The organism is Jannaschia formosa (assembly GCF_003340555.1).
In the GTDB taxonomy this organism is placed as follows: Bacteria; Pseudomonadota; Alphaproteobacteria; order Rhodobacterales; family Rhodobacteraceae; genus Jannaschia; species Jannaschia formosa.
This window is the reverse complement of record NZ_QPLJ01000009.1, coordinates 60,707-79,074: the sequence shown is the minus strand read 5'-3', so window position 1 is coordinate 79,074 and position 18,368 is coordinate 60,707. Positions and strand designations below refer to the sequence as shown.

Annotated in this window: 16 protein-coding genes; 1 reads left to right on the top strand and 15 read right to left on the bottom strand. The window is 72.7% G+C overall.

All coding sequences use genetic code 11. The features are described from left to right. Positions 1-121: 121 nt before the first annotated feature. Positions 122-1,975, bottom strand: a complete 1,854-nt coding sequence (locus DR046_RS11500; protein ID WP_115382528.1) for an adenine deaminase — start codon at positions 1,973-1,975, stop codon at positions 122-124. Next, positions 1,972-2,616, bottom strand: a complete 645-nt coding sequence (locus tag DR046_RS11495; protein WP_115382527.1) for a phosphoribosyltransferase — start codon at positions 2,614-2,616, stop codon at positions 1,972-1,974. Before DR046_RS11495 ends, DR046_RS11500 begins: the two co-directional genes overlap by 4 nt. Before the next feature lie 67 nt (positions 2,617-2,683). Between DR046_RS11495 and DR046_RS11490 the strand changes: the two genes are divergently transcribed. After that, positions 2,684-3,829, top strand: coding sequence for an amidohydrolase (locus DR046_RS11490; RefSeq protein WP_115382526.1), 1,146 nt, complete (start codon positions 2,684-2,686; stop codon positions 3,827-3,829). Positions 3,830-3,859: 30 nt separating this feature from the next. On the opposite strand, the gene DR046_RS11485 is transcribed toward DR046_RS11490, so the two are convergent. The 13 genes from DR046_RS11485 to DR046_RS11425 form a co-directional block, all read right to left on the bottom strand. Continuing rightward, positions 3,860-5,056: a vWA domain-containing protein gene (locus DR046_RS11485; RefSeq protein ID WP_167767081.1), complete on the bottom strand. Its 1,197-nt coding sequence runs from the start codon at positions 5,054-5,056 to the stop codon at positions 3,860-3,862. Positions 5,057-5,162: 106 nt separating this feature from the next. Continuing rightward, positions 5,163-6,266 (bottom strand): AAA family ATPase, encoded by a 1,104-nt coding sequence (locus DR046_RS11480; protein ID WP_115382524.1) that lies wholly within the window; start codon positions 6,264-6,266, stop codon positions 5,163-5,165. Positions 6,267-6,374: 108 nt separating this feature from the next. Then, positions 6,375-7,859, bottom strand: coding sequence for a class I adenylate-forming enzyme family protein (locus DR046_RS11475; RefSeq protein WP_115382523.1), 1,485 nt, complete (start codon positions 7,857-7,859; stop codon positions 6,375-6,377). Next, complete coding sequence (locus tag DR046_RS11470) at positions 7,856-8,848, bottom strand: NAD(P)H-dependent flavin oxidoreductase (RefSeq protein WP_115382522.1); 993 nt, start codon at positions 8,846-8,848, stop codon at positions 7,856-7,858. The genes DR046_RS11475 and DR046_RS11470 overlap by 4 nt, the downstream gene beginning before the upstream one ends. A 2-nt stretch (positions 8,849-8,850) precedes the next feature. Then, positions 8,851-9,618 carry an oxepin-CoA hydrolase, alternative type gene (locus DR046_RS11465; RefSeq protein WP_115382521.1) on the bottom strand — a complete coding sequence of 256 codons (768 nt, stop codon included), beginning with the start codon at positions 9,616-9,618 and terminating at the stop codon, positions 8,851-8,853. Beyond that, positions 9,615-10,001 carry a PaaI family thioesterase gene (locus DR046_RS11460; protein WP_115382520.1) on the bottom strand — a complete coding sequence of 129 codons (387 nt, stop codon included), beginning with the start codon at positions 9,999-10,001 and terminating at the stop codon, positions 9,615-9,617. Before DR046_RS11460 ends, DR046_RS11465 begins: the two co-directional genes overlap by 4 nt. Continuing rightward, positions 9,998-11,020 (bottom strand): acyl-CoA dehydrogenase family protein, encoded by a 1,023-nt coding sequence (locus tag DR046_RS11455; RefSeq protein ID WP_115382519.1) that lies wholly within the window; start codon positions 11,018-11,020, stop codon positions 9,998-10,000. The genes DR046_RS11460 and DR046_RS11455 overlap by 4 nt, the downstream gene beginning before the upstream one ends. A gap of 88 nt (positions 11,021-11,108) precedes the next feature. Beyond that, entirely contained in the window at positions 11,109-12,299 is a 1,191-nt protein-coding gene (locus DR046_RS11450; RefSeq protein ID WP_115382518.1) for an acyl-CoA dehydrogenase family protein, read from the bottom strand. 132 nt (positions 12,300-12,431) lie between these two features. Continuing rightward, on the bottom strand, positions 12,432-13,604 hold the full coding sequence (locus tag DR046_RS11445) for an acetyl-CoA C-acyltransferase (RefSeq protein ID WP_115382517.1): 1,173 nt from the start codon (positions 13,602-13,604) through the stop codon (positions 12,432-12,434). Then, the gene (locus DR046_RS11440) at positions 13,601-15,655 is read right to left on the bottom strand and encodes an FAD-dependent oxidoreductase (protein WP_115382516.1); all 2,055 of its coding nucleotides are present in this window, start codon (positions 15,653-15,655) and stop codon (positions 13,601-13,603) included. The genes DR046_RS11445 and DR046_RS11440 overlap by 4 nt, the downstream gene beginning before the upstream one ends. Next, positions 15,652-16,452, bottom strand: coding sequence for an IclR family transcriptional regulator (locus DR046_RS11435; RefSeq protein ID WP_245190916.1), 801 nt, complete (start codon positions 16,450-16,452; stop codon positions 15,652-15,654). The genes DR046_RS11440 and DR046_RS11435 overlap by 4 nt, the downstream gene beginning before the upstream one ends. Next, positions 16,449-17,789 (bottom strand): TRAP transporter large permease, encoded by a 1,341-nt coding sequence (locus DR046_RS11430; protein WP_115382515.1) that lies wholly within the window; start codon positions 17,787-17,789, stop codon positions 16,449-16,451. Before DR046_RS11430 ends, DR046_RS11435 begins: the two co-directional genes overlap by 4 nt. Next, entirely contained in the window at positions 17,789-18,307 is a 519-nt protein-coding gene (locus DR046_RS11425) for a TRAP transporter small permease (RefSeq protein WP_115382514.1), read from the bottom strand. Before DR046_RS11425 ends, DR046_RS11430 begins: the two co-directional genes overlap by 1 nt. Positions 18,308-18,368 lie beyond the last annotated feature (61 nt).

The following is an 18,368-nucleotide window of genomic DNA, read 5'->3' as shown; positions in this document are numbered from 1 at the left end:
TGCGTCCGCACCGGGGCCGTCCGGGCGAACAGCAGCGGCGCTTGACTGACCCGGCAGGGCAGCACCGGCACCGCGCTCATGATCCAGTCGGGGGTGGCTCCGTTCGACGGCCGGCGATCTCCTACCAGACCACCGGATGCGTGCGCCCGTCGCGGACGTTCACCAGACCCTCGGGCGCATGCGTGGACGGCGCCACCAGCACCCAGGCCCAGGGCGCGCAGGTCAGCGTCGCGAAGGCTAGCCGCTCGGGGAAGCCGGGCGTCCAGCGGGGGGAGGAGGTCGGCTCCCACATCCAGTCGACGAGGGCGGCGGCGGCATAGAGCGTCTCCATCTCGGCGGCGAGCGCCTCGGCTGGGCGCCGGGTCATCAGCCCGCCGATCTCGTAGCGGACGGTGGCAGCCAACTGGCCTTCGATCACCAGCGCCCAGCCGCCCTGCATCTCGGCGATTGTGTTGACGGCCGTCGCCATCGCCGCGTCGTCGGACCCGCAGGCCCAGAGGTTGTGCTGGTCATGCGCCATCGAGCAGGCGAGCGCCGTGCCCGGCGTCGCGGGGCCGGTGCCGCGCCAGAACATCTTCGCCACCGCCCCGCTGCCGGAATAGCGGTCGACGATGGCGAACTTGGTGATCGTCTGCGCGATGTCGCGCTGCACGAGGCCATCCTCGACGGGCAGGGTCGCAGTCAGGAACTCCGGCTCCCAGTGGAAGGGGCGCAGCAGGGCGGCGGTGACCGTCTCGCGCCCCTCGGGAGCGGGGATGGCGAAGTCGGCTGCGGTCAGCGGGCGGGGGAGGTTGATCGAGCGGGTCGCGGCTGCGGGCCGGTCGATCCTGGGGATCGCGGGCAGGTAGCGGGTGCCCTGCGAGACCTGTGCGCCATCGGCCCAGACCTCGGCGATGGCGACGTTCTCGACCTCCTCCAGCAGCACGAGGTCGGCATAGCGCCCCGGCGCGACCGCCCCGACCCAGGGCGTCAGCCGCATGTGCCGCGCCGGGTTCAGCGTGACCAGCGCGATGGCCGTTTCGGGTGACAGCCCCGCCTCGATGGCCAGCCGCACGTTGTGATCCGTCGCCCCCAGCCGCAGCGTATCCTGCGCCGGGCGGTCGTCGGTGCAAAGCGCCAGCTGGTCCCAGCGGGTCAGCCCCATGTCGAGCAGGCCGCGGATCATCTCGGTCAGGGAATGCGGCCGCATCTCGACGAAGAGGCCGCGCTGGAGCTTGTCCATCGCCTCCCGGGCGGTCCAGGCCTCGTGGTCGGACGCCATCCCGGCGGCGGCGAAGGCCGAGATGTCGGCGATGTCGCGCATCCCCGCCGCATGCCCCTCGACCACGCCACGCGCGGCGAAGGTCGCCTCGATCATGCCCCAGAGCCTGTCATGGCTCGGGTTGGCGGCGTCCCAGACCGCGGGCCAGTCCATCACCTCGTCGAGCCCCGGCACCTGCGGCTGCGCCATGAAGGCGGCCTGCTCGGCATGGCCGAAATGCCCGCCGCCGCTTTCGTAGCCGGTCGGCGGCGTGGCCGAACCGGGCAGGGGGAAGATCTTGCAGGGCATCCCCGCGCGGCGATGGGCCAGCCAGAAATCGAGGTTCCCCGGCCCGTCGACGTTGGAGTATTCGTGGCTCGCCTCGCAGGTCCAGGTGCAGCCGCGCGGCAGGACCAGCGCGGCCTCGTATTCCGGCGTCAGGTGGCTCGATTCGATGTGCTTGTGGACCTCGCCGAAGCCGGGCACGGCGGCGAGGTGGCGGCGGTCGTGGCGGGCTTTCGCGTCGCCCGCCCAGCCGCCCGCCGGTCCGGTCCAGGCGATGCGGCGGCCGGCGATCACGATCTCCGCGTCGTCCATCCAGAGGCTGGAATGCACGTCGAGCAGCCGGCCCACGCGCAGCACCGCGTCGGCGGGCGCCTGCCCCATCGCGACGCGGGCCAGATGGCGGCGGATCGTGCCTTCCTCGCGCGCGTCGGGCAGCAGGTCGTCGGTCATGGCTCGGGCCTCCAGCCGTCTGGGGTGCGGGTCAGGCGTGGCGTGTCGAAGACGCGGCGCAGGGGGATGTCTGTCTGCGGCTGACCCTGGCGCATCGCCACGCCCAGGACGACGGGCGCCGCGCCTGCGGTCGCCAGCAGGCGCAGGGCCGCGCTCATGGACGTGCCGGTGCTGATGACGTCGTCGACCAGCGCGATCCGCGCGCCGTCGAGCAGCGGCAGGAGGCGCGGATCGAGATAGAGCCGCTTGCCCCCGCCGGGCGAGGTGATGGAGCGCAGCGGCTCGGACAGGGCGTCGTCGTACCAGAACTTCACGCTGGTGCCGAGCGGCAGCATTCGCGCGTGCCCGAGGCGGCGCGCAACGGCCTCGGCCAGCGGCAGGCCGAGGGTGGGCAGACCCACGGTCAGGTCGGGCGCGTCAGCGCGCAAGGTGTCCGCCAAGGCATCGGCGAGGGCGTCGAACACGGCGAAGCTGGCCTGGTTGACGATCAGCGAGGCGACGGCGCTGTCGGTCCCGCCGGGCAGCACCGGGATCGGGCAGAGGATGCGCCGCCCGTCCGGCAGCGCGGCGGCATAGAACTCGCCATCGGCGCCCACGGGGCCGGGGGGTAGCAGGTCCTGCCAGGTCTGGTGAGGTTGCATCCCGTCTCCCCTTCAGCCGTCATGCAGCATAGGCTGGCGGCGAGGCGGCGCAATCGGGGAGCGGGAGATGGGACTGGACGATCTGGTGGCGCTGCGCCGGGACCTGCACGCGCATCCCGAACTGGGCTTCGAGGAGGAGCGGACCTCGGCCCTCGTCGCCGCCCGGCTGGAGGCGGCGGGGATCGCGGTCCGGCGCTTCGCGGGGACCGGGGTGGTCGGCACGCTGACGCGGGGCGAGGGCAAGCGCATCGGGCTGCGCGCCGACATGGACGCGCTGGCCATGCCCGAGACCGGGACGCCGCCCTGGGCGTCGAAGAACCCGGGGCGGATGCATGCCTGTGGCCATGACGGGCATACGGTGATGCTGCTGGGCGCCGCCGAGCACCTTGCGCGCGAGGGCGGCTTTGCGGGGACCGTGCATTTCGTCTTCCAGCCCGCCGAGGAGGGGCGCGGCGGCGCGGCGGCCATGTTCGCCGACGGGTTGCTCGCGGCCTGCCCGATGGACGCGGCCTATGGCCTGCACAACATGCCGGGGCTCGACCCCGACCAGATCGCGGTGGTCGAGGGGCCGCAACTGGCGTCGTCGGACAGCTGGCACGTCACCTTCCGGGGCGAGGGCACCCACGGCGCCAAGCCGCATCTCGGCCGCGACGCGGTGACGGCGGCGGGGCATTTCCTGGCGCAGCTGTCCACCGTCACCGCGCGGGAGGTCGACCCGCTGCAACCTGCGGTTGTCTCCGCCTGCGCCATGGAGGCGGGGGATTTCGACGCGCTCAACGTGATCCCCGACGCGGTTCGCATCGGCGGCACGGCGCGCGCCTACGAGCCGGGGGTCCGCGACCAGCTGGAGGCCGCCATCGGGCGGCTGGCGCGGGGCGTGGCCGAGGGCTTCGGGATCGCCGCCGACTATCGCTTCATCCGCCGCATCGCGCCGGTGGTGAACGATCCGGGCGCGACGGCGGCGGCGCGGGTCGCTGCCGAACGGGCCGGGCGGCTGGTCCCGCGCTTCCCGCCCTCGACGGCGGGGGACGACTTCGCAGAGTTCTCGTCGCGCGTGCCCGGCTGCTACGTCTGGCTCGGCAACGGCCCGGCGCGGGACGGAGCCTTGCACCACAACGGGCGCTACGATTTCGACGACCGCGCGATCCCGACGGGCGTGCGGTACTGGGTCGAGCTTGTGCGCGAGGTCCTGGCGGAGGGGGCTGCGACCTAGCCCCAACATCGACAACCGGCGCGCCGCCCCTCACCCCGACAGGTCCAGAAGCCGTCCGTAGGGCGCCGCGCGGCCATGTGCGTCGGGGACGGCCCAGATCACCGGCAGGCGCGGGGCGGGTCCGGGGTCGGCCTCCAGGTCGGTCAGGATCACAAGCGTCGCGGCGCCCAGGGCCCCGGCCTCCGCGATCGGGGGGGCGAAGTCGGTGCCGCCCCCACGGGGCATCGGCGGCAGCACGGGCGCCGCGCCGGGGTCGATGCGGGCCTGGTGGCGGATCGCGTCGTCGAAGACCATCAGGTGCAGTTCGGCGCGCAGGCGGCGGGCGATGCCGGTGATCTCGGCCCAGAACAGCGCGAGCCGGGCCTCATCGACGCTGCCCGAGGCGTCGACCGCAACGGCGATGCGGGGCAGGGTAGTGCGGCTGTGGGTGCCGGGCTCGAAGCCCGGCTCGGGCGTCCCCGCTCGCGCGGCCTGTGCGGTCGAGGCCAGCCAGCGGCGGGCGGGGCGCAGGGGCGCCGGGCCCGGGTGCTGGATGACCGCGCGGGCCAGCAGGCTGCGCAGGATCAGCTCCCACGGGGTGCGCGGCTCGGGGATGTCGGCGATGCGATGGCCGATCCGGCCCAGCCCGCGCCCGGTGCGCCGCCCCGCATCGAGCGCGCGGGCGAGATGCTGGCGCCAGCGCGCGGCATCCTCCTGCCGGGTGCCGGGATCACCCTCCTCGGGCGCGAGGTCCGGGGCGAAGCCGCGCCGCGCGCCCTCCCCTTCGGCACCGGACCCGGCGAGCGCGTGGTAGAGCCGGTCCACATCCCACTCCGCCAGCGCCGCCTCGGGCGTCGTGTCCTGCCGCGCCTCGGCCAGCAGGGCCGAAGCGGTGACGGCGGGGCGGGGCAGGGCGTGCCCCGCCAGCCCGACCGCCTCGTTGACCAGCGCATCGGCGGCGAGGTTCCAGCGATCCGCGTCGAAGCCGGGCCCGAGCCGGGTGCCGGTCTCGGCCAGCCGGGCGGAATGGCGCAGCGCCACGTGCAGCACGTGATGGGCGGCGAGGCCGCGCTGCTCGTGCGGGGGCAGGGCCTCGAAATCGGGGCCGTAGGTGATCGTCGTGCCGCGCGTCCCGGTCTCCGCCCCGTCGCGATGCGCGCACCAGAGCGACAGGGCGGCGATGGCCGGATCCTCCTCGACCAGCGCCTCGAGCGCGGCCCGGGCGCGGGCGGAGTGACGGGCGGTCACCGCCCGCCTCCTTCCATCGATGCTCCGGAAATATGCCGGGGGTCCGGGGGCTGGCCTCCGGTTCCGCCCGCGCCGCCTGGCCGGCCGGCCGCCTTGTGCGCTGCGCTCATCCCGCGCGGGCGGCCATGTGGGCGGCATAGCCGGGCGCCTCGCGGAACGCCTCCTGCCAGCCATTCGACAGCGCGCGCTCGATCAGCAGCTCGAACCCGTAGGTCGACAGCTCGCCGAGCGGCAGCGCGTCGAGCGCCGGCTCGCCCCGGTCCGTGGCCAGCGTCCGGATCCCGGCCATCACCTCAATGGCCGCCGACATCGTCGTCTCGTCGGCCAGCGTCACCAGCGCATAGGTCAGCGCTGTCAGCCCGTGGAGCGACGCGGGATAGAGCGCGGGGCGGTCGCAGGCCGGCGCCTCCAGCAGGGCGCGGGCCTCGACGGTGGCGGCGATGTCGCGCTCGATCAGGGCAAACTCGGCGGCGGGGGCCTCGCCGACGATGCCGGCGATCATCACGTCGCGCAGCACCCGGTCTGGGACGGCGCGCAGCACGTCCGAGACCCGCGCCCAGGCGCGGGGCGTGCAGGCGACGGTGTCGCCGCGGCGCAGGCTCTCCTCCGTCGTGTCGAGAAGGTCGGGCCGGGTGCGGATGAAGGCGGCGACGGCGGGGTGCACCCCGCGCGGGACGGCGTAGCCGCGCAGCCAGTCGGTAGCCTCGGCCCGGATGTTCAGGTGGATCAGCCGGTCGGAGAGAGCGGTGCCCATCTCGTAGGCGATGGCGCCGTCCTCGACATCGTTCCCGGCGGCAACGACGAAGGTGTCGGGTGGAAGCGTCCAGCCGCCGATCCGCCGCTCCTGCAACAGGCCGTAGACCGTTGGTTGCAGGGTCGGGGCGGCGGCGGTCAGCTCGTCGAGGAAGAGGATCGCCCGGGTCGCGCCGTCGGGCAGGTCCTCGGGCGGATACCAGACGGTGCGGCGGGCGTCGTGGTCGTAGAAGGGCAGGCCGCGCAGGTCCGAGGGCTCGATGGTGGTCAGCCGCAGGTCATGGAGCCGGGCGCCGGTCTCGGCCGCGAGCTGCTGCACGATCTCGGTCTTGCCGATGCCCGGGCGGCCATGAAGCATCCAGGACGCGGTGAGCCCGCCGGAAGCCTGCGCGGCATGGCCCGCGCGCAGCGTCTCCAGCGCGCGGCCTGCGGTGACGGGCGGAGTGTTGACGGGCATGGGCGGGTCCCTCGAAGTCTCCGCTCGGAAGCTAGCGCGGATCGGGCCGGGGTCAGCGGGGCGTGCGCGCGCGGCGACGGGTCGCAGGGGAAGGCCGGGTGGCCGGCCTCAGCCCCCTAGCCGGTCGGCGAAGGCCGCGATCATCTTGTGCTTCAGCAGCTTCCCCGTCGGCGCCGCGGGCAGCGCCGTCGCCGCGACGATCCGGGTCGGGCGCTTGTAGGGCGCCAGCCGGGCGGCGGCGAAGGCGCGCAGGCCGTCGAGGTCCAGCGCGTCGGGATCGGCGCATTGGACGAAGGCCAGGATCTCCTCGTCGCCCTCGACCTGCCGCCCGACCACGGCGCACTGGATCACTTCGGGGTGGTCGTTCAGCGCGGCCTCGACCTCGGGCGGGTAGACGTTGAAGCCGCCGCGGATGATCAGCTCCTTCGCGCGGCCGACGATGTGGAGGCGGTCGCCCTCGATCCGGCCCAGGTCGCCGGTGCGCATCCAGCCGTCCTGCAGCACGCGCGCCGTCTCGGCCTCGTTGCGGTAGTAGCCCGCCATCACGTGCGGGCCGCGAGTCAGCACCTCTCCGATGGCCGGGTCGTCGCCGCCCTGCGCGGTGTCGAGCCGGATCTCGACCCCCGGCAGGGCGGGGCCGACGCTGATGTCCGGATCGCCCAGAGCGTTGGTGGTGGCGCAGATGCCCGCCGTCGTCTCGGTCATGCCGTAGCCGTTCTGGAGCGGCAGGCCGTAGAAGTCTTCAGCCTTGCGCTTCCAGGCCGGGTCGAGCGGCGCCGCCCCGGACGAGACGTAGCGCAGCGGCACGTCCTTCAGCCGGTCGATCCCCTGGCGGGCGACATGGGCCATCAGCAGGGCGTGCATCTGCGGCACGCCCGGGAAGACCGTGACCCCGTCGAGCAGCGCCTTGTACAGCGCGTCGGGCGCGAAGCGGGGGGCGAACTGGATGCAGGCGCCGACGCTGGTGGCCGCCATCAGCATCGAGGCGAGGCCGAATACATGGGTGACGGGCAGCACGCCGTAGATGCGGTCCGAGGGCCGCATGCCCCGCAGGGTGGCCGAGGTGCGGCCGCCGAAGATCAGGTTGCCATGGGTCAGCATCACGCCCTTGGGGTCGCCCGTCGTCCCCGTGGTATAAAGGATCACCGCCGTGTCGGGGGTGGCCCCGCCCTGTGCGGGGGCGGCGCCGGGACGCAGCGCAAGCGTGCCTGCCGGGGTGTCCAGAACCGGGGCCGCGCCCGCATGGGCGGCGGCGTCGGGCGAGACGCCTGCGGTGTAGACGACGAGGCGGGGGGTGGCGTGGGCCTCGATCCGGGCGAGTTCGGCGCCGGTCATGCGGGCGTTCACCGGGACCGAGACGGCGCCCAGCCGCGAGGCGGCGAAGATCAGCGTCGCCGCCATCCGCCCGTTCTCGGCCACGACCAGCAGGCGGTCGCCGGGCCGGAGTCCCTCGCGCGCCAGCAGGTCGGCCAGCGCGCGGGTGGCGGCGGCGTGGTCGGCGTAGGAGACCGAGGCGCCCGCGTCCAGCAGGGCGGGCGCGTCGGGGGAGGTCTGGGCGGCGTGGTCGATCAGGTCGTGGATGCGGTCGGTCATGTGGGTCCTCTGAGGCGGGCGAGGGCGCGGGCGGCCTCGGCCTCCAGCTGGGCGGTGATCTCGGCGAGGGGCGCGATGCGGTCGGCGAGGCCAAGCGACTGCCCGGCCGAGAGCATGCCGCGTGACACGTCCCCGGTGCGGTAGGCCTCGCGCCCGATGGTGCCCGCGACCAGCGGCATCAGGCGCTCGATCCCGATCTCCGGGTCGTCGCGTTCCAGGGTGGCGACCTCGCGGGCGGTGTCGTTGGCAAGCGTGCGGATGGTGTTGCGGACGCTGGACATGGTCAGCATCGTGTCGCGCTCGGTCGCGGCGACCAGCGCCTCCTTGTAGGCGCGGTGGGCGCTCAGTTCCTCGGCGACGAGGAAGCGGGTGCCGATGACGACGCCGTCGGCCCCGTTGGCGAGCGCGGCGACGATCTGGCCGCCGGTGCCGATGCCGCCGCCGATCAGGAAGGGAATCGTCAGGCGCCGCTCGGCCAGGGCCATGTTGACCGCCGTTCCCACGAGGTCCAGCCCCGGGTGGCCGCCGCATTCGGCGCCGACGATGGCGACCATGTCGACGCCCGCGCGCTCGGCGGATTCTGCGTATCGGACGGAGGGCACCTTGTGGAGCACATGCACCCCCGCCTCGCGCAGCATCGGCAGGAAGGCGGCGGGGCTGCGACCCGAGGTCTCGACGTGGCGGATGCCCGCGTCGATGATCGTGCGGAAGGTGGCCTCGATCGTCTCGCCCTCCACCAGCTTGGGCAGCATCGAGACGTTCACGCCGAAGGGTCCGTCGGTCAGGTCGCGGGCGCGGGCGATCTCCGCCTCCAGCGCGCCGGGTTCCTTGAAGGACGCTGCCGTCAGGAAGCCCATGATCCCGGCGCCCGCGCAGGCGGCGACGTAGGCGCCGTCGGCCAGCCACATCAGCCCGCCCGCCACGATGGGCAGGCGCGTGCCGTAGGTCTCGGTCACGCGGGTGCGGAGCGCGGGGTCCGGCCTGCTCACGGTCAGGGCCAGGCGGGCTTGCGCTTGGCGAGGAAGGCGTCGATGCCCGCCATCCCCTCGGGGCTGGCCTGTGCGTCGGCCATGGCCTGCCGTTCGCGCTCGGCCTGCGCGGCGGGGTCGCCATAGGCATCCGCGACGAGCCGCTTGATGAGGCCCTGTGTCACGCGCGGCCCGGTGCAGAGCCGGTCGGCAAGGGCATGGGCCGCCGCCTCGGCGGTCCCCGGCGCACAGAGGTCCGAGATCGCGCCGAGCGCGTGCAGGCGCGCCGCGGTCACGGGATCGCCCAGCAGGGCCATCCGCATCGCGGTGGCGCGCGGGACCAGCATGGCCAGCGCCGCCGTCAGCCCGCCGTCCGGGACGAGGCCCGCCTTCACATAGGCGGCGGTGAAGCGCGCGTCCTCGGCGGCGACGACCAGGTCGCAGGCGAAGGCGATGGAGGCGCCGGCGCCCGCGGCCCCGCCCTCGACGGCGGCGATGACCGGGGCAGGGCAGGCGCGGATGGCGGCGACGAGGTCGTGCAGCGCGCCGATCTTCGCCAGCCGCCCGGCGCGGGGCAGGTCGCGGCGGGTGGCGAGGGCGGCGAGGTTCCCGCCCGCGCAGAAATAGCCGCCCGCACCGCGCAGGATGACGGCGCCGATGCGCGGGTCGCGGGCCGTCTCCAGCGCGTCGTTCAGGGCGTCGTAATAGGCCGGGGTCAGCGCGTTGCGCTTGCCCGGATTCTCGTTGGTGACGACCAGCCGGTCGCCCAGATCGTCGATGCGGCCGGTCACGTCTTCACCCGCTTGAACACGCCCGAGGCGGTCGCGATCAGGCGGTCGCCCGCGCGCAGCTCTCCGCCGATGAAGACCAGCGAACGGCCCCCGCCGGTCACCCAGCCCTCGGCCTCCAGCAGGTCGCCGACGCGGGCGGGGGCATGGTAGTTGATCGTCATCGAGACGGTGAGGAACGGCGCCTTCCCGGTCTCGTCCACCGTGAGCGAGCCCGTCGCCCCCATCGCGTTGTCGAGCACGGCGGCGGCGATCCCGCCATGCAGCGCGCTGTGGCGGTTGGTGTGATCCTCGGTCAGCATCAGGCGGCATTTCGCCCGGTCGCCCGCGATCTCGAGCACGTAGCCCAGCAGGCGCTGCGTTCCGGTCTCGCCCTCGATGATCATGCGGAAAGCTCGATGAAGCGTTCGAGATGGTGCAGCGTGTCGCCGAAGCGGTGGTCGACCATGCTGAGGCGCTTGGCCAGCCGCCCGAGGTCGTATTCCTCGGTCACGCCGATGCCGCCATGCATCTGGATCGAGTCCTCGACGACGAGCCGCGCGACCTCTCCGACGAGGTTCTTGGTCGCAGCCACATGCCGGTCGCGGTCCGGCGTGTCGATATGACCGGCGAGATTCACGACGGCGGAGCGCGCCTGCTCGATCTCGATGAGCAGGTCGGCCATGCGGTGCTGAAGCACCTGGAACTTGCCGATGGGCCGCCCGAACTGCTTGCGGGTGCGCAGGTAATCGACGGTGAGGGCGCGGATCGACTCCATCAGGCCGAGGGCTTCGGCGCTGATCGCCAGCGTGGCGCGGGCATGGGTGTCGGCGAGCATGGCATCGGCGTCGGCCCACAGCAGCGTGGCGGGGGTCGCGTCGAGCGCGATCTCGGCGGCCTCGCCGCCTCCGGTCAGGGGATAGCCGCGCAGGTCGAGCGCCTTGGGGTCGACCTCGAAGAGGGCGATGGGCGCGTGGTCCTCAGGGCGGGCCGTGACCAGCAGGCGGGTCGCGTTCGGCGCGTCGACCACGACCGACTTGCGGCCCGTCAGGCGCCATCCATCGACATTTTCCTCGGCGCGGGTCTCGACATGCGCGAGGTCGTAGCGGCTGCCCGGCTCGGCATGGGCCAGCGCGATCCGCGCGCCCCCGGCGAGCACGTCGTCCACGTCCTGTCCCGCGGCGGCCAGCAGCCCCGCGCCCAGCACGCCCGTGTCGATCAGCGGCAGGTCCGATCCGGCGCGGCCGATTTCCTCGAACACCACCATCAGGTCCGATCCCGCGCCGCCATAGCCGCCCTTCTCCTCGGGCAGGAGCATGCCGATCACGCCCATCTCGGCCACGGCGTCCCAGGTGCCGCCACTTGTCAGCAGACGGCGCAGGCCGTCCTGCAGCATCCGCTGCTCGTCGGTCAGGGAGAAATCCATGGGGCCTCGTCCGGTTGAGGGCGGGGAACCGGGGCTCTGCCCCGGACCCCGGCATATTTGGGGAGCATCGAAGGGGAAGGCGGGGGTGTCAAAGCTCCAGGATCGCCTTGGCGATGATGTTGCGCTGGACCTCGTTCGAGCCGCCATAGATCGAGAGCTTGCGATTGTTGAAATAGGTCGCCGTCGCGCGACGCGTGCCCTCGGGGCCGATGGCGTCGTTGGCGCCCTCCAGCGCCTCGGACTGGAAGGGCAGAGCCCAGGGACCGGCGGCGGTCTTGGCCAGATTGTTGATCTCCTGCCGCAGGATCGTGCCCTTGACCTTCAGCATGGACGATTCCGGCCCCGGCGCCTGTCCGGCGGCGGCGGCCGAGACGACGCGCAGGTTGGTCGTCGCCATCGCCATCAGGTCGATCTCGATCCGCGCGAGCCGCGCGGCGAAATGCGGGTTCTCGGTCAGCGGGCGGCCCCGGTCCATCTGCCCCTTCGCCATCCGCTTCAGCGCGGCGAGCCCCGCCGAGGCGAAGCCGACGCCGGCGATGTTCGTCCGCTCATGCGTCAGCAGGTACTTGGCGATGGTCCAGCCCATGTTCTCGGCGCCGACGAGGTTGGCCACGGGGACGCGCACGTCCGAGAACCAGACCTCGTTGACCTCGACCGAGCCGTCGATCAGCCGGATGGGCCGGACCTCGATCCCGGGGGTCGCCATGTCGATCAGCAGGAAGCTGATGCCTTCCTGCGGCTTGCCCTCCTTCGAGGTGCGCACGAGGCAGAAGATGTGGTCGGCGTACTGGCCCAGCGTGGTCCAGGTCTTCTGGCCGTTGACGACGTAGTGGTCGCCGTCGCGCACCGCCTCGCAGCGCAGGGAGGCGAGGTCCGAGCCTGCGCCCGGCTCCGAGTAGCCCTGGCACCACCAGTCGGTGCCGTCGAGGATGCGGGGCAGGTAATGCGCCTTCTGCGCCTCGGAGCCGAATTTCAGCAGGACCGGCCCCAGCATCATCACGCCGAAGGGGACGATGCGGGGGGCGCCCGCCGCCGTCGTCTCCATCTCGAAGATGTGGCGCTGGACCGCGTCCCAACCCTGGCCGCCATGCTCCGTCGGCCAGTGGCCGGCCAGCCAGCCGCGCGAATTGAGGATGGCGTGCCATTCCTCGTGGTCCCGCTTGGTCAGCGGACGCCCGGCGCGGCCCTTGTCGGTCAGCCGCTCGGGCAGGTTCTCGGCGAGGAAGGCGCGGACCTCGTCGCGGAAGGCCTTCTGGTCGGGGGTGTAGTCGAGGTTCATCGGCGGGCTCCGTGGACTGAGGAGGCGCATCGCCCTTGCAGGCGGCGCCCGGGACGGCGGGCGGGATTCAGGTGTTTGTGGCCAGAGGAAGGAGGGGCCGGCGCGTTGACCCGGATATAGGGGGAACGGGGGTCACGACAGCACCTCGAACAGCCCCGCCGCGCCCTGGCCGCCGCCGATGCACATGGTGACGACGCCGAGCTTCGCGCCCCGGCGGCGACCCTCCAGCAGCAGGTGGCCGGTCATGCGCGCGCCGGTCATGCCGAACGGGTGGCCGATGGAGATCGAGCCGCCGTTCACGTTGCATTTCTTCGGGTCGATGCCGAGCCTGTCGCGGCAATAGAGGGCCTGCGAGGCGAAGGCCTCGTTCAGCTCCCACAGGTCGATGTCGGCGACGGTCAGGCCGTGCCGTTCCAGCAGGCGGGGGACGGCGAGGACGGGGCCGATGCCCATCTCGTCGGGCGCGCAGCCGGCGACGGCGAAGCCCCTGAAGCGGCCCAGCGGGGTGACGCCTTCACGGGCGGCGGCGGCCTCGGACATCATGACGAGAGCGGCGGCGCCGTCGGAAAGCTGCGAGGCGTTGCCCGCCGTGACGAAGCGGTCCTCGCCATTGACGGGGGCCAGCTTCGCCAGCGCGTCGGCGGTTGTGCCGGGGCGGTTGCATTCGTCGCCGGTGACGGTGTGGGCGCGGTCGCTCACCTCGCCCGTCTGCTTGTCCTTGACGCGCAGGGTCACGTCCATCGGCACGATCTCTTGGTCGAAGAGCCCGGCCTCCTGCGCGGCCGCCGTCCGCCGCTGGCTTTCGGCCGCCAGCGCGTCCTGCGCCTCGCGCGAGACGCCGTAGCGCTTCGCCACGACATCCGCCGTCTCGATCATGGTCATGTAGAGATCGGGGCGGTTGGCCTCGATCCAGGCCTCGCGGGAATGGCGCGGGGGTGGCTGGTTCAGCGAGATGCTCTCGACCCCGCCGACGAGGACGGCCTCGGCCCCTTCGTGGATCGTGTGGGCGCCCATGGCGATGGCCTGCAGGCCCGAGGCGCAGAAGCGGTTGACCGTGGCACCCGCCACGCTGTCGGGCAGGCCCGCCCGGATCGCGATCTGGCGGGCGATGTTGCCGCCGGTCGCATGCTCCGGATAGCCGGTGCCCCAGAGGCTGTCTTCCAGCAGGGCGGGGTCGATGCCGGCGCGATCCATGGCGGCGCGGGCGACATGGCCGCCCATGGTCGCGCCATGGGTGGCGTTGAAGCTGCCGCGATGGGCCTTGCCGATGCCGGTGCGGGCGGTCGAGACGATGAGGGCGGTCATGGGTTCAGGTCTCCGAACGTGCGGCCCTCTCGGGCGAGGCGGTCGAGCAGGGGCGAGACCTGCCAGAAATGGGCGTCTTCGCCGGCGAAGCGGCGGATGTCTGCGGCGATCCGGCCCGGGCCCTGGGCGTCGGCCCAGTGCATCGGGCCGCCTTTCCAGCGCGGGAAGCCGTAGCCCATCAGCTTGACCACGTCGACGTCGAGCGGGCGCAGGGCGATGCCCTCGTCCACCACGCGCGCGCCTTCGTCCACCATGGCGGCCATGTAGCGGGCGGTGATCTCCTCGTCGGAGAAGCTGCGGCTGCCCTCCTGCGCGGCCTCGATCAGGGCGACGGCCTCGGGATCCACGGCGCCGCGCCGGTCTTCGGTGTAATTGTAGTAGCCCTTGCCGGTCTTCTGGCCCAGCCGTCCGGCATGGTAGAGCGCGTCGGCGAAAGTCGCGCGGCGGTCTTCGGGATGGGCGGTCGCCGCCTTCCGCTCGCGGGTCATGAAACCGATGTCGAGCCCGGCGAGGTCCGACACGCGATAGGGCCCCATCGGGAAGCCGAAGGCCTCCAGCGCGCGGTCGATGGCGTAGGGCGAGGCCCCGTCCAGCACCATGCGGTCGGCGGCGGCGCGGTAGCGCGACAGGATGCGGTTGCCGATGAACCCGTCGCAGACGCCCGCGCGCACCGGCGTCTTTCCGAGACGTCTCGCCAGCGCGAAGGCGGTGGCGGTGACCTGCGGGTCCGTTTCCTTCGCGACCACCACTTCCAGCAGCTTCATCACATGGGCCGGCGAGAAGAAATGCAGGCCGATCACGTCCGAGGGGCGCGTGGTGGCCGCCGCGATGGCGTCGATGTCGAGATAGCTCGTGTTGGTGGCGAGGATGGCGCGGGGTTTCATCGCCTTGTCGAGGGCGGCGAAGACTTCGTGCTTGACCTCCATGCTCTCGAACACGGCCTCGATGGCGAGGTCGGCCTTTGCCAGCGCACCGTAATCGGTGGCGGTGGTCAGGGCCTGCGCGAGGGCGTCGCGCTTCGCCTCGGTGATCTTGCCGCGCTTGGCGGCGGCGGCAAGGTTGGACGCGATGCGGTCGCGCGCTGCCTCGGCGGCGCTGTCGTCGCGTTCCACCAGCGTCACGTCGAGGCCCGCCAGCAGCGCCGCGGTGGCGATGCCGGAGCCCATCGTGCCGCCGCCGATCACGCCGATGGAGGTCACGTCGCGAGGGGCGACGCCCGCGATCTCGGGCAGCTTGGTCACGGCGCGTTCGGCGAAGAAGGCGTGGATCAGGGCGGCGCGCTGCGGGGTCTCGATCAGGCCCTGGAAGAGGCGGCGTTCCTCCGCGAGGCCCTCCCGGAAGGGCAGGCGGGCGGCGTTCTCGACCGAATCGAGCGCCGTGCCCGGGGCGGGCTGGCCGCGCATCTTCTTCGTCACGCGGGTGCGCAGGTCGGTCAGGTCGGCGGGTTCGGCACGCATGTCGGAGGTGCGGCGGGGGCCGGCGCCCTGGTCCAGCAACTCGCGGGCGAAGGCGATCCCGGCCGTGCGGACGTCGCCCTCGCCGATGCGGTCGAGGAGACCCAGCTCCTGCGCCCTTTCGGGTGTGAGGGGGGCGCCGAAGGCGATCATCTCGGCGGCCTGTTCCGTGCCGATCAGGCGCGGCATCCGCTGCGTGCCCCCGGCGCCGGGCAGGATACCCAGCGTCACCTCGGGCAGGCCCAGCTTCGTGCCTGGCATCGCCAGCCGGTAGTGGCAGCCGAGCGCCACCTCCAGCCCGCCGCCGAGCGCCGCGCCATGGATGGCGGCGACGACCGGCTTGGCGCTGGCCTCGATCACGTCGCAGACCTCTGGCAGGCCGGGCGATTGCGGCGGCTTGCCGAATTCGGAGATGTCGGCCCCGCCGAGGAACAGCCGCCCGCCGCCGACCAGCACCGCGGTGCGGGCCGCGCCGTCGGCCTCGAACCGGCGGACCGCCTCGACGAGGCCGGCGCGCAGCGCGTGGCCGAGCGCGTTCACCGGCGGGTTGTCGACGGTCAGGACGGCGATGCCGTCTTCGAGCGTGTAGTCGATCATCGGGTCTCCCTCGGGGTCAGGCGGTCCAGCCCGCGCACGGCGTCGCGCAGGGCGGGGCCGATCTCGGCTTCCATCCGGGCGACGGGCAGCATCTCGGGCACGGCCCCGCAGGTGAAGATCACCGGCTCGGCGGCGCCGTCGGGGCGGAAGGGGACGGCCACGGCGTGGATGCCGGGGGCGTAATACTGCGCGGGGTCGGTGATGACGAAGCCGCGCGTGGTCAGCTGCGCCAGCCCCTCGGCGCGGATCCGGTCCAGATGCGCGGCGGGCAGGGCGGCGATGGACGCGGCCTGCGGGGCGTCCAGCGCCGACAGCAGCGTATGGCCGGACGAGGTGCCCGCGAAGGGCAGGCGATGCCCCGTCTCCAGCCAGATCGAGGCCACGCCCGAGGGCCGCCAGGTCCGCGCGATCAGCATCTTGTCGCCGTCGCGCACCAGCAGCAGCGCCATGGTCCGCGTCTCGTCGGCCAGCCGCTGCATCGCCGGGCCCGCGCGTTCCAGCCAGGAGTTCACGGCGGCGGCGGTGTTGCCCAGCACCAGCAGCGACGGCCCGGGGCGGTAGCGGTCGCCCGGCGCGCCGGTCAGGTAGCCCAGTTCGCGCAGGGTGAAGGTCAGCCGCGAGACGGTGGATTTCGGCAGCCCGGTGCGCGACGCGATCTCGGCATTGCCCAGCCCGTCGTCCGAGGGCCGGAAGGCCCGCAGCACCGACAGCCCCCGCGCCAGCGTCGTGGCGAAGCGGCGGTCGGGCGGCAGCGCCCCCCCGTTCATCGCATCGTCGTTCAGCGCATCGTCCTTCATCGCATCGTCCCCGGGATCAGCAGCGACAGGATCGGGAAGGCGATGATGAGGATCAGCACCAGCACGTCCACCGTCAGGAAGCGCAGGATACCCGAGAAGATGCGCTCCAGCGGGACTTTCTCGCCCACGACATTGGCGATCACGAAGACGTTGAGGCCGACGGGCGGGGTGATGAGGCCGATCTCCAGCAGCTTGATGACGACGACGCCGAACCAGATCAGGTCCAGCCCGTAGCCCTCGACCAGCGGGATCATCAGCGGCAGGGTCAGCACCATGATGCCGATCGGGTCGAGGAACATGCCGAGACCGAGGTAGATCACGACGATCACGGCGAGCAGGACGAAGGTCGACAACTCGGCGGCGCTGACCGCGGCGACGATGTCCGAGGCGACGCCGGTCAGCGCGACGAAGGCCACGAAGATCTTGGCCGCGGCGGCGATGAGGAAGATCGCAGAGGTCTGGATGGCGGTCTCGCGCAGGCTCTCGACCAGGTCGGACCACGACAGGCGTCGCTGCGCCACGCCGATCGCGACGGCCGCGACGACGCAGACGGCCGCCGCTTCGGTCGCGGTGAAGACGCCGCCATAGATGCCGCCGACGATGATGACGAACAGCGCCACGGCGGGCCATGCGTCCAGCGCGGCGCGGCCGCGTTCGGCCAGCGTCGTCGTGCCCTCGGGCGGCGGGGCCGCCGAGGGGTCGCGCCAGACCCAGATCGAGATGACGAGGATGAAGCCCAGAAGCGAGATCAGGCCCGGCAGGATGCCGGCGAGGAACAGCGCCGAGATCGAGGTCTCGGTGAAGATGCCGTAGATGATGAACAGGACCGAGGGCGGGATCAGGCTGCCCAGCGTGCCGCCCGCCGCGACCGAGGCGGTGGCGAGGCGCGGGTCGTAGCCCATGCGCAGCATCTCGGGTGTGCAGATCCGGCCCATCGTCGAGGCGCAGGCGATGGACGAGCCGGTGATGGCCGAGAAGCCGCCGCAGCCCACGACGCTCGCGATGGCGACGCCGCCGGGCAGGCGGGCCAGCCAGACCCGGGCCGCATGGTAGATGCGCGTCGTGATGTCCGCGCGGTAGGCGATATGGCCGAGCGCCACGAAGAGCGGGATCATCGACAGGTCGTAGCTGTGGATCAGGTCGTAGGCGTTCGAGTAGATCATCGAGACGGTGGGACGGATCGCCCGCTCGGCCTCGAACCCGCCGGAGCGGGTGGCGAACATGGTGAACGCGCCGCAGGTCGCCACGCCCGCCAGCGTGAAGGCGATGGGCACGCGCAGGGCGAGAAGCCCGAGGACCGCCGCGAAGGCGATAAGGCCGACGGTACCGCCATCCATCACGGCTCTCCCATCACATCGGAGGTGGTGCGCGGTACGAGATGGCCGCCCGCGCGGATCGTCGCCACATCCTGCACCGCCAGCACCGCGAGGCGGAGCGCGCAGGCGCCCATGCCGATCAGGAAGGCGACGCGGCCCGGCCATTTCGGCAGGAGCAACTCGCCGAAGAAGAACGAGCCGGACTCGATGGTCTTCGCGGCCTCGCGCCAGCCCGCGTAGATCAGCGGCAGCAGGGCCAGCAGGCCGACCACGCTGCCGGTCACGACCAGCCAGTCCTGCACCCGGCCGGGCAGGCGCTTGGACAGGACCTCGACGACGATATGCCCGCGCGCCGCCGTGGCGGCGGCCAGCGGCAGCAGGATGGCGGCGACCATGAGTTCCTGCACCATCACGATGGCGTCCGGGATGCCGGTGTTGAGGGTGGCCCGCAGCGCCACGTTCATGGCGATCAGCAGGCCGAGCGCGGCGATGGCTGCGACCGAGAGGTCGAGCAGCAGGCGTTCGATGCGGGCGAGCATGGGGTATCCCGTCGTTGCGGCGAAGGGGAAGCGGAGCGCGTGCGGTCCGGGGTCAGGCGCC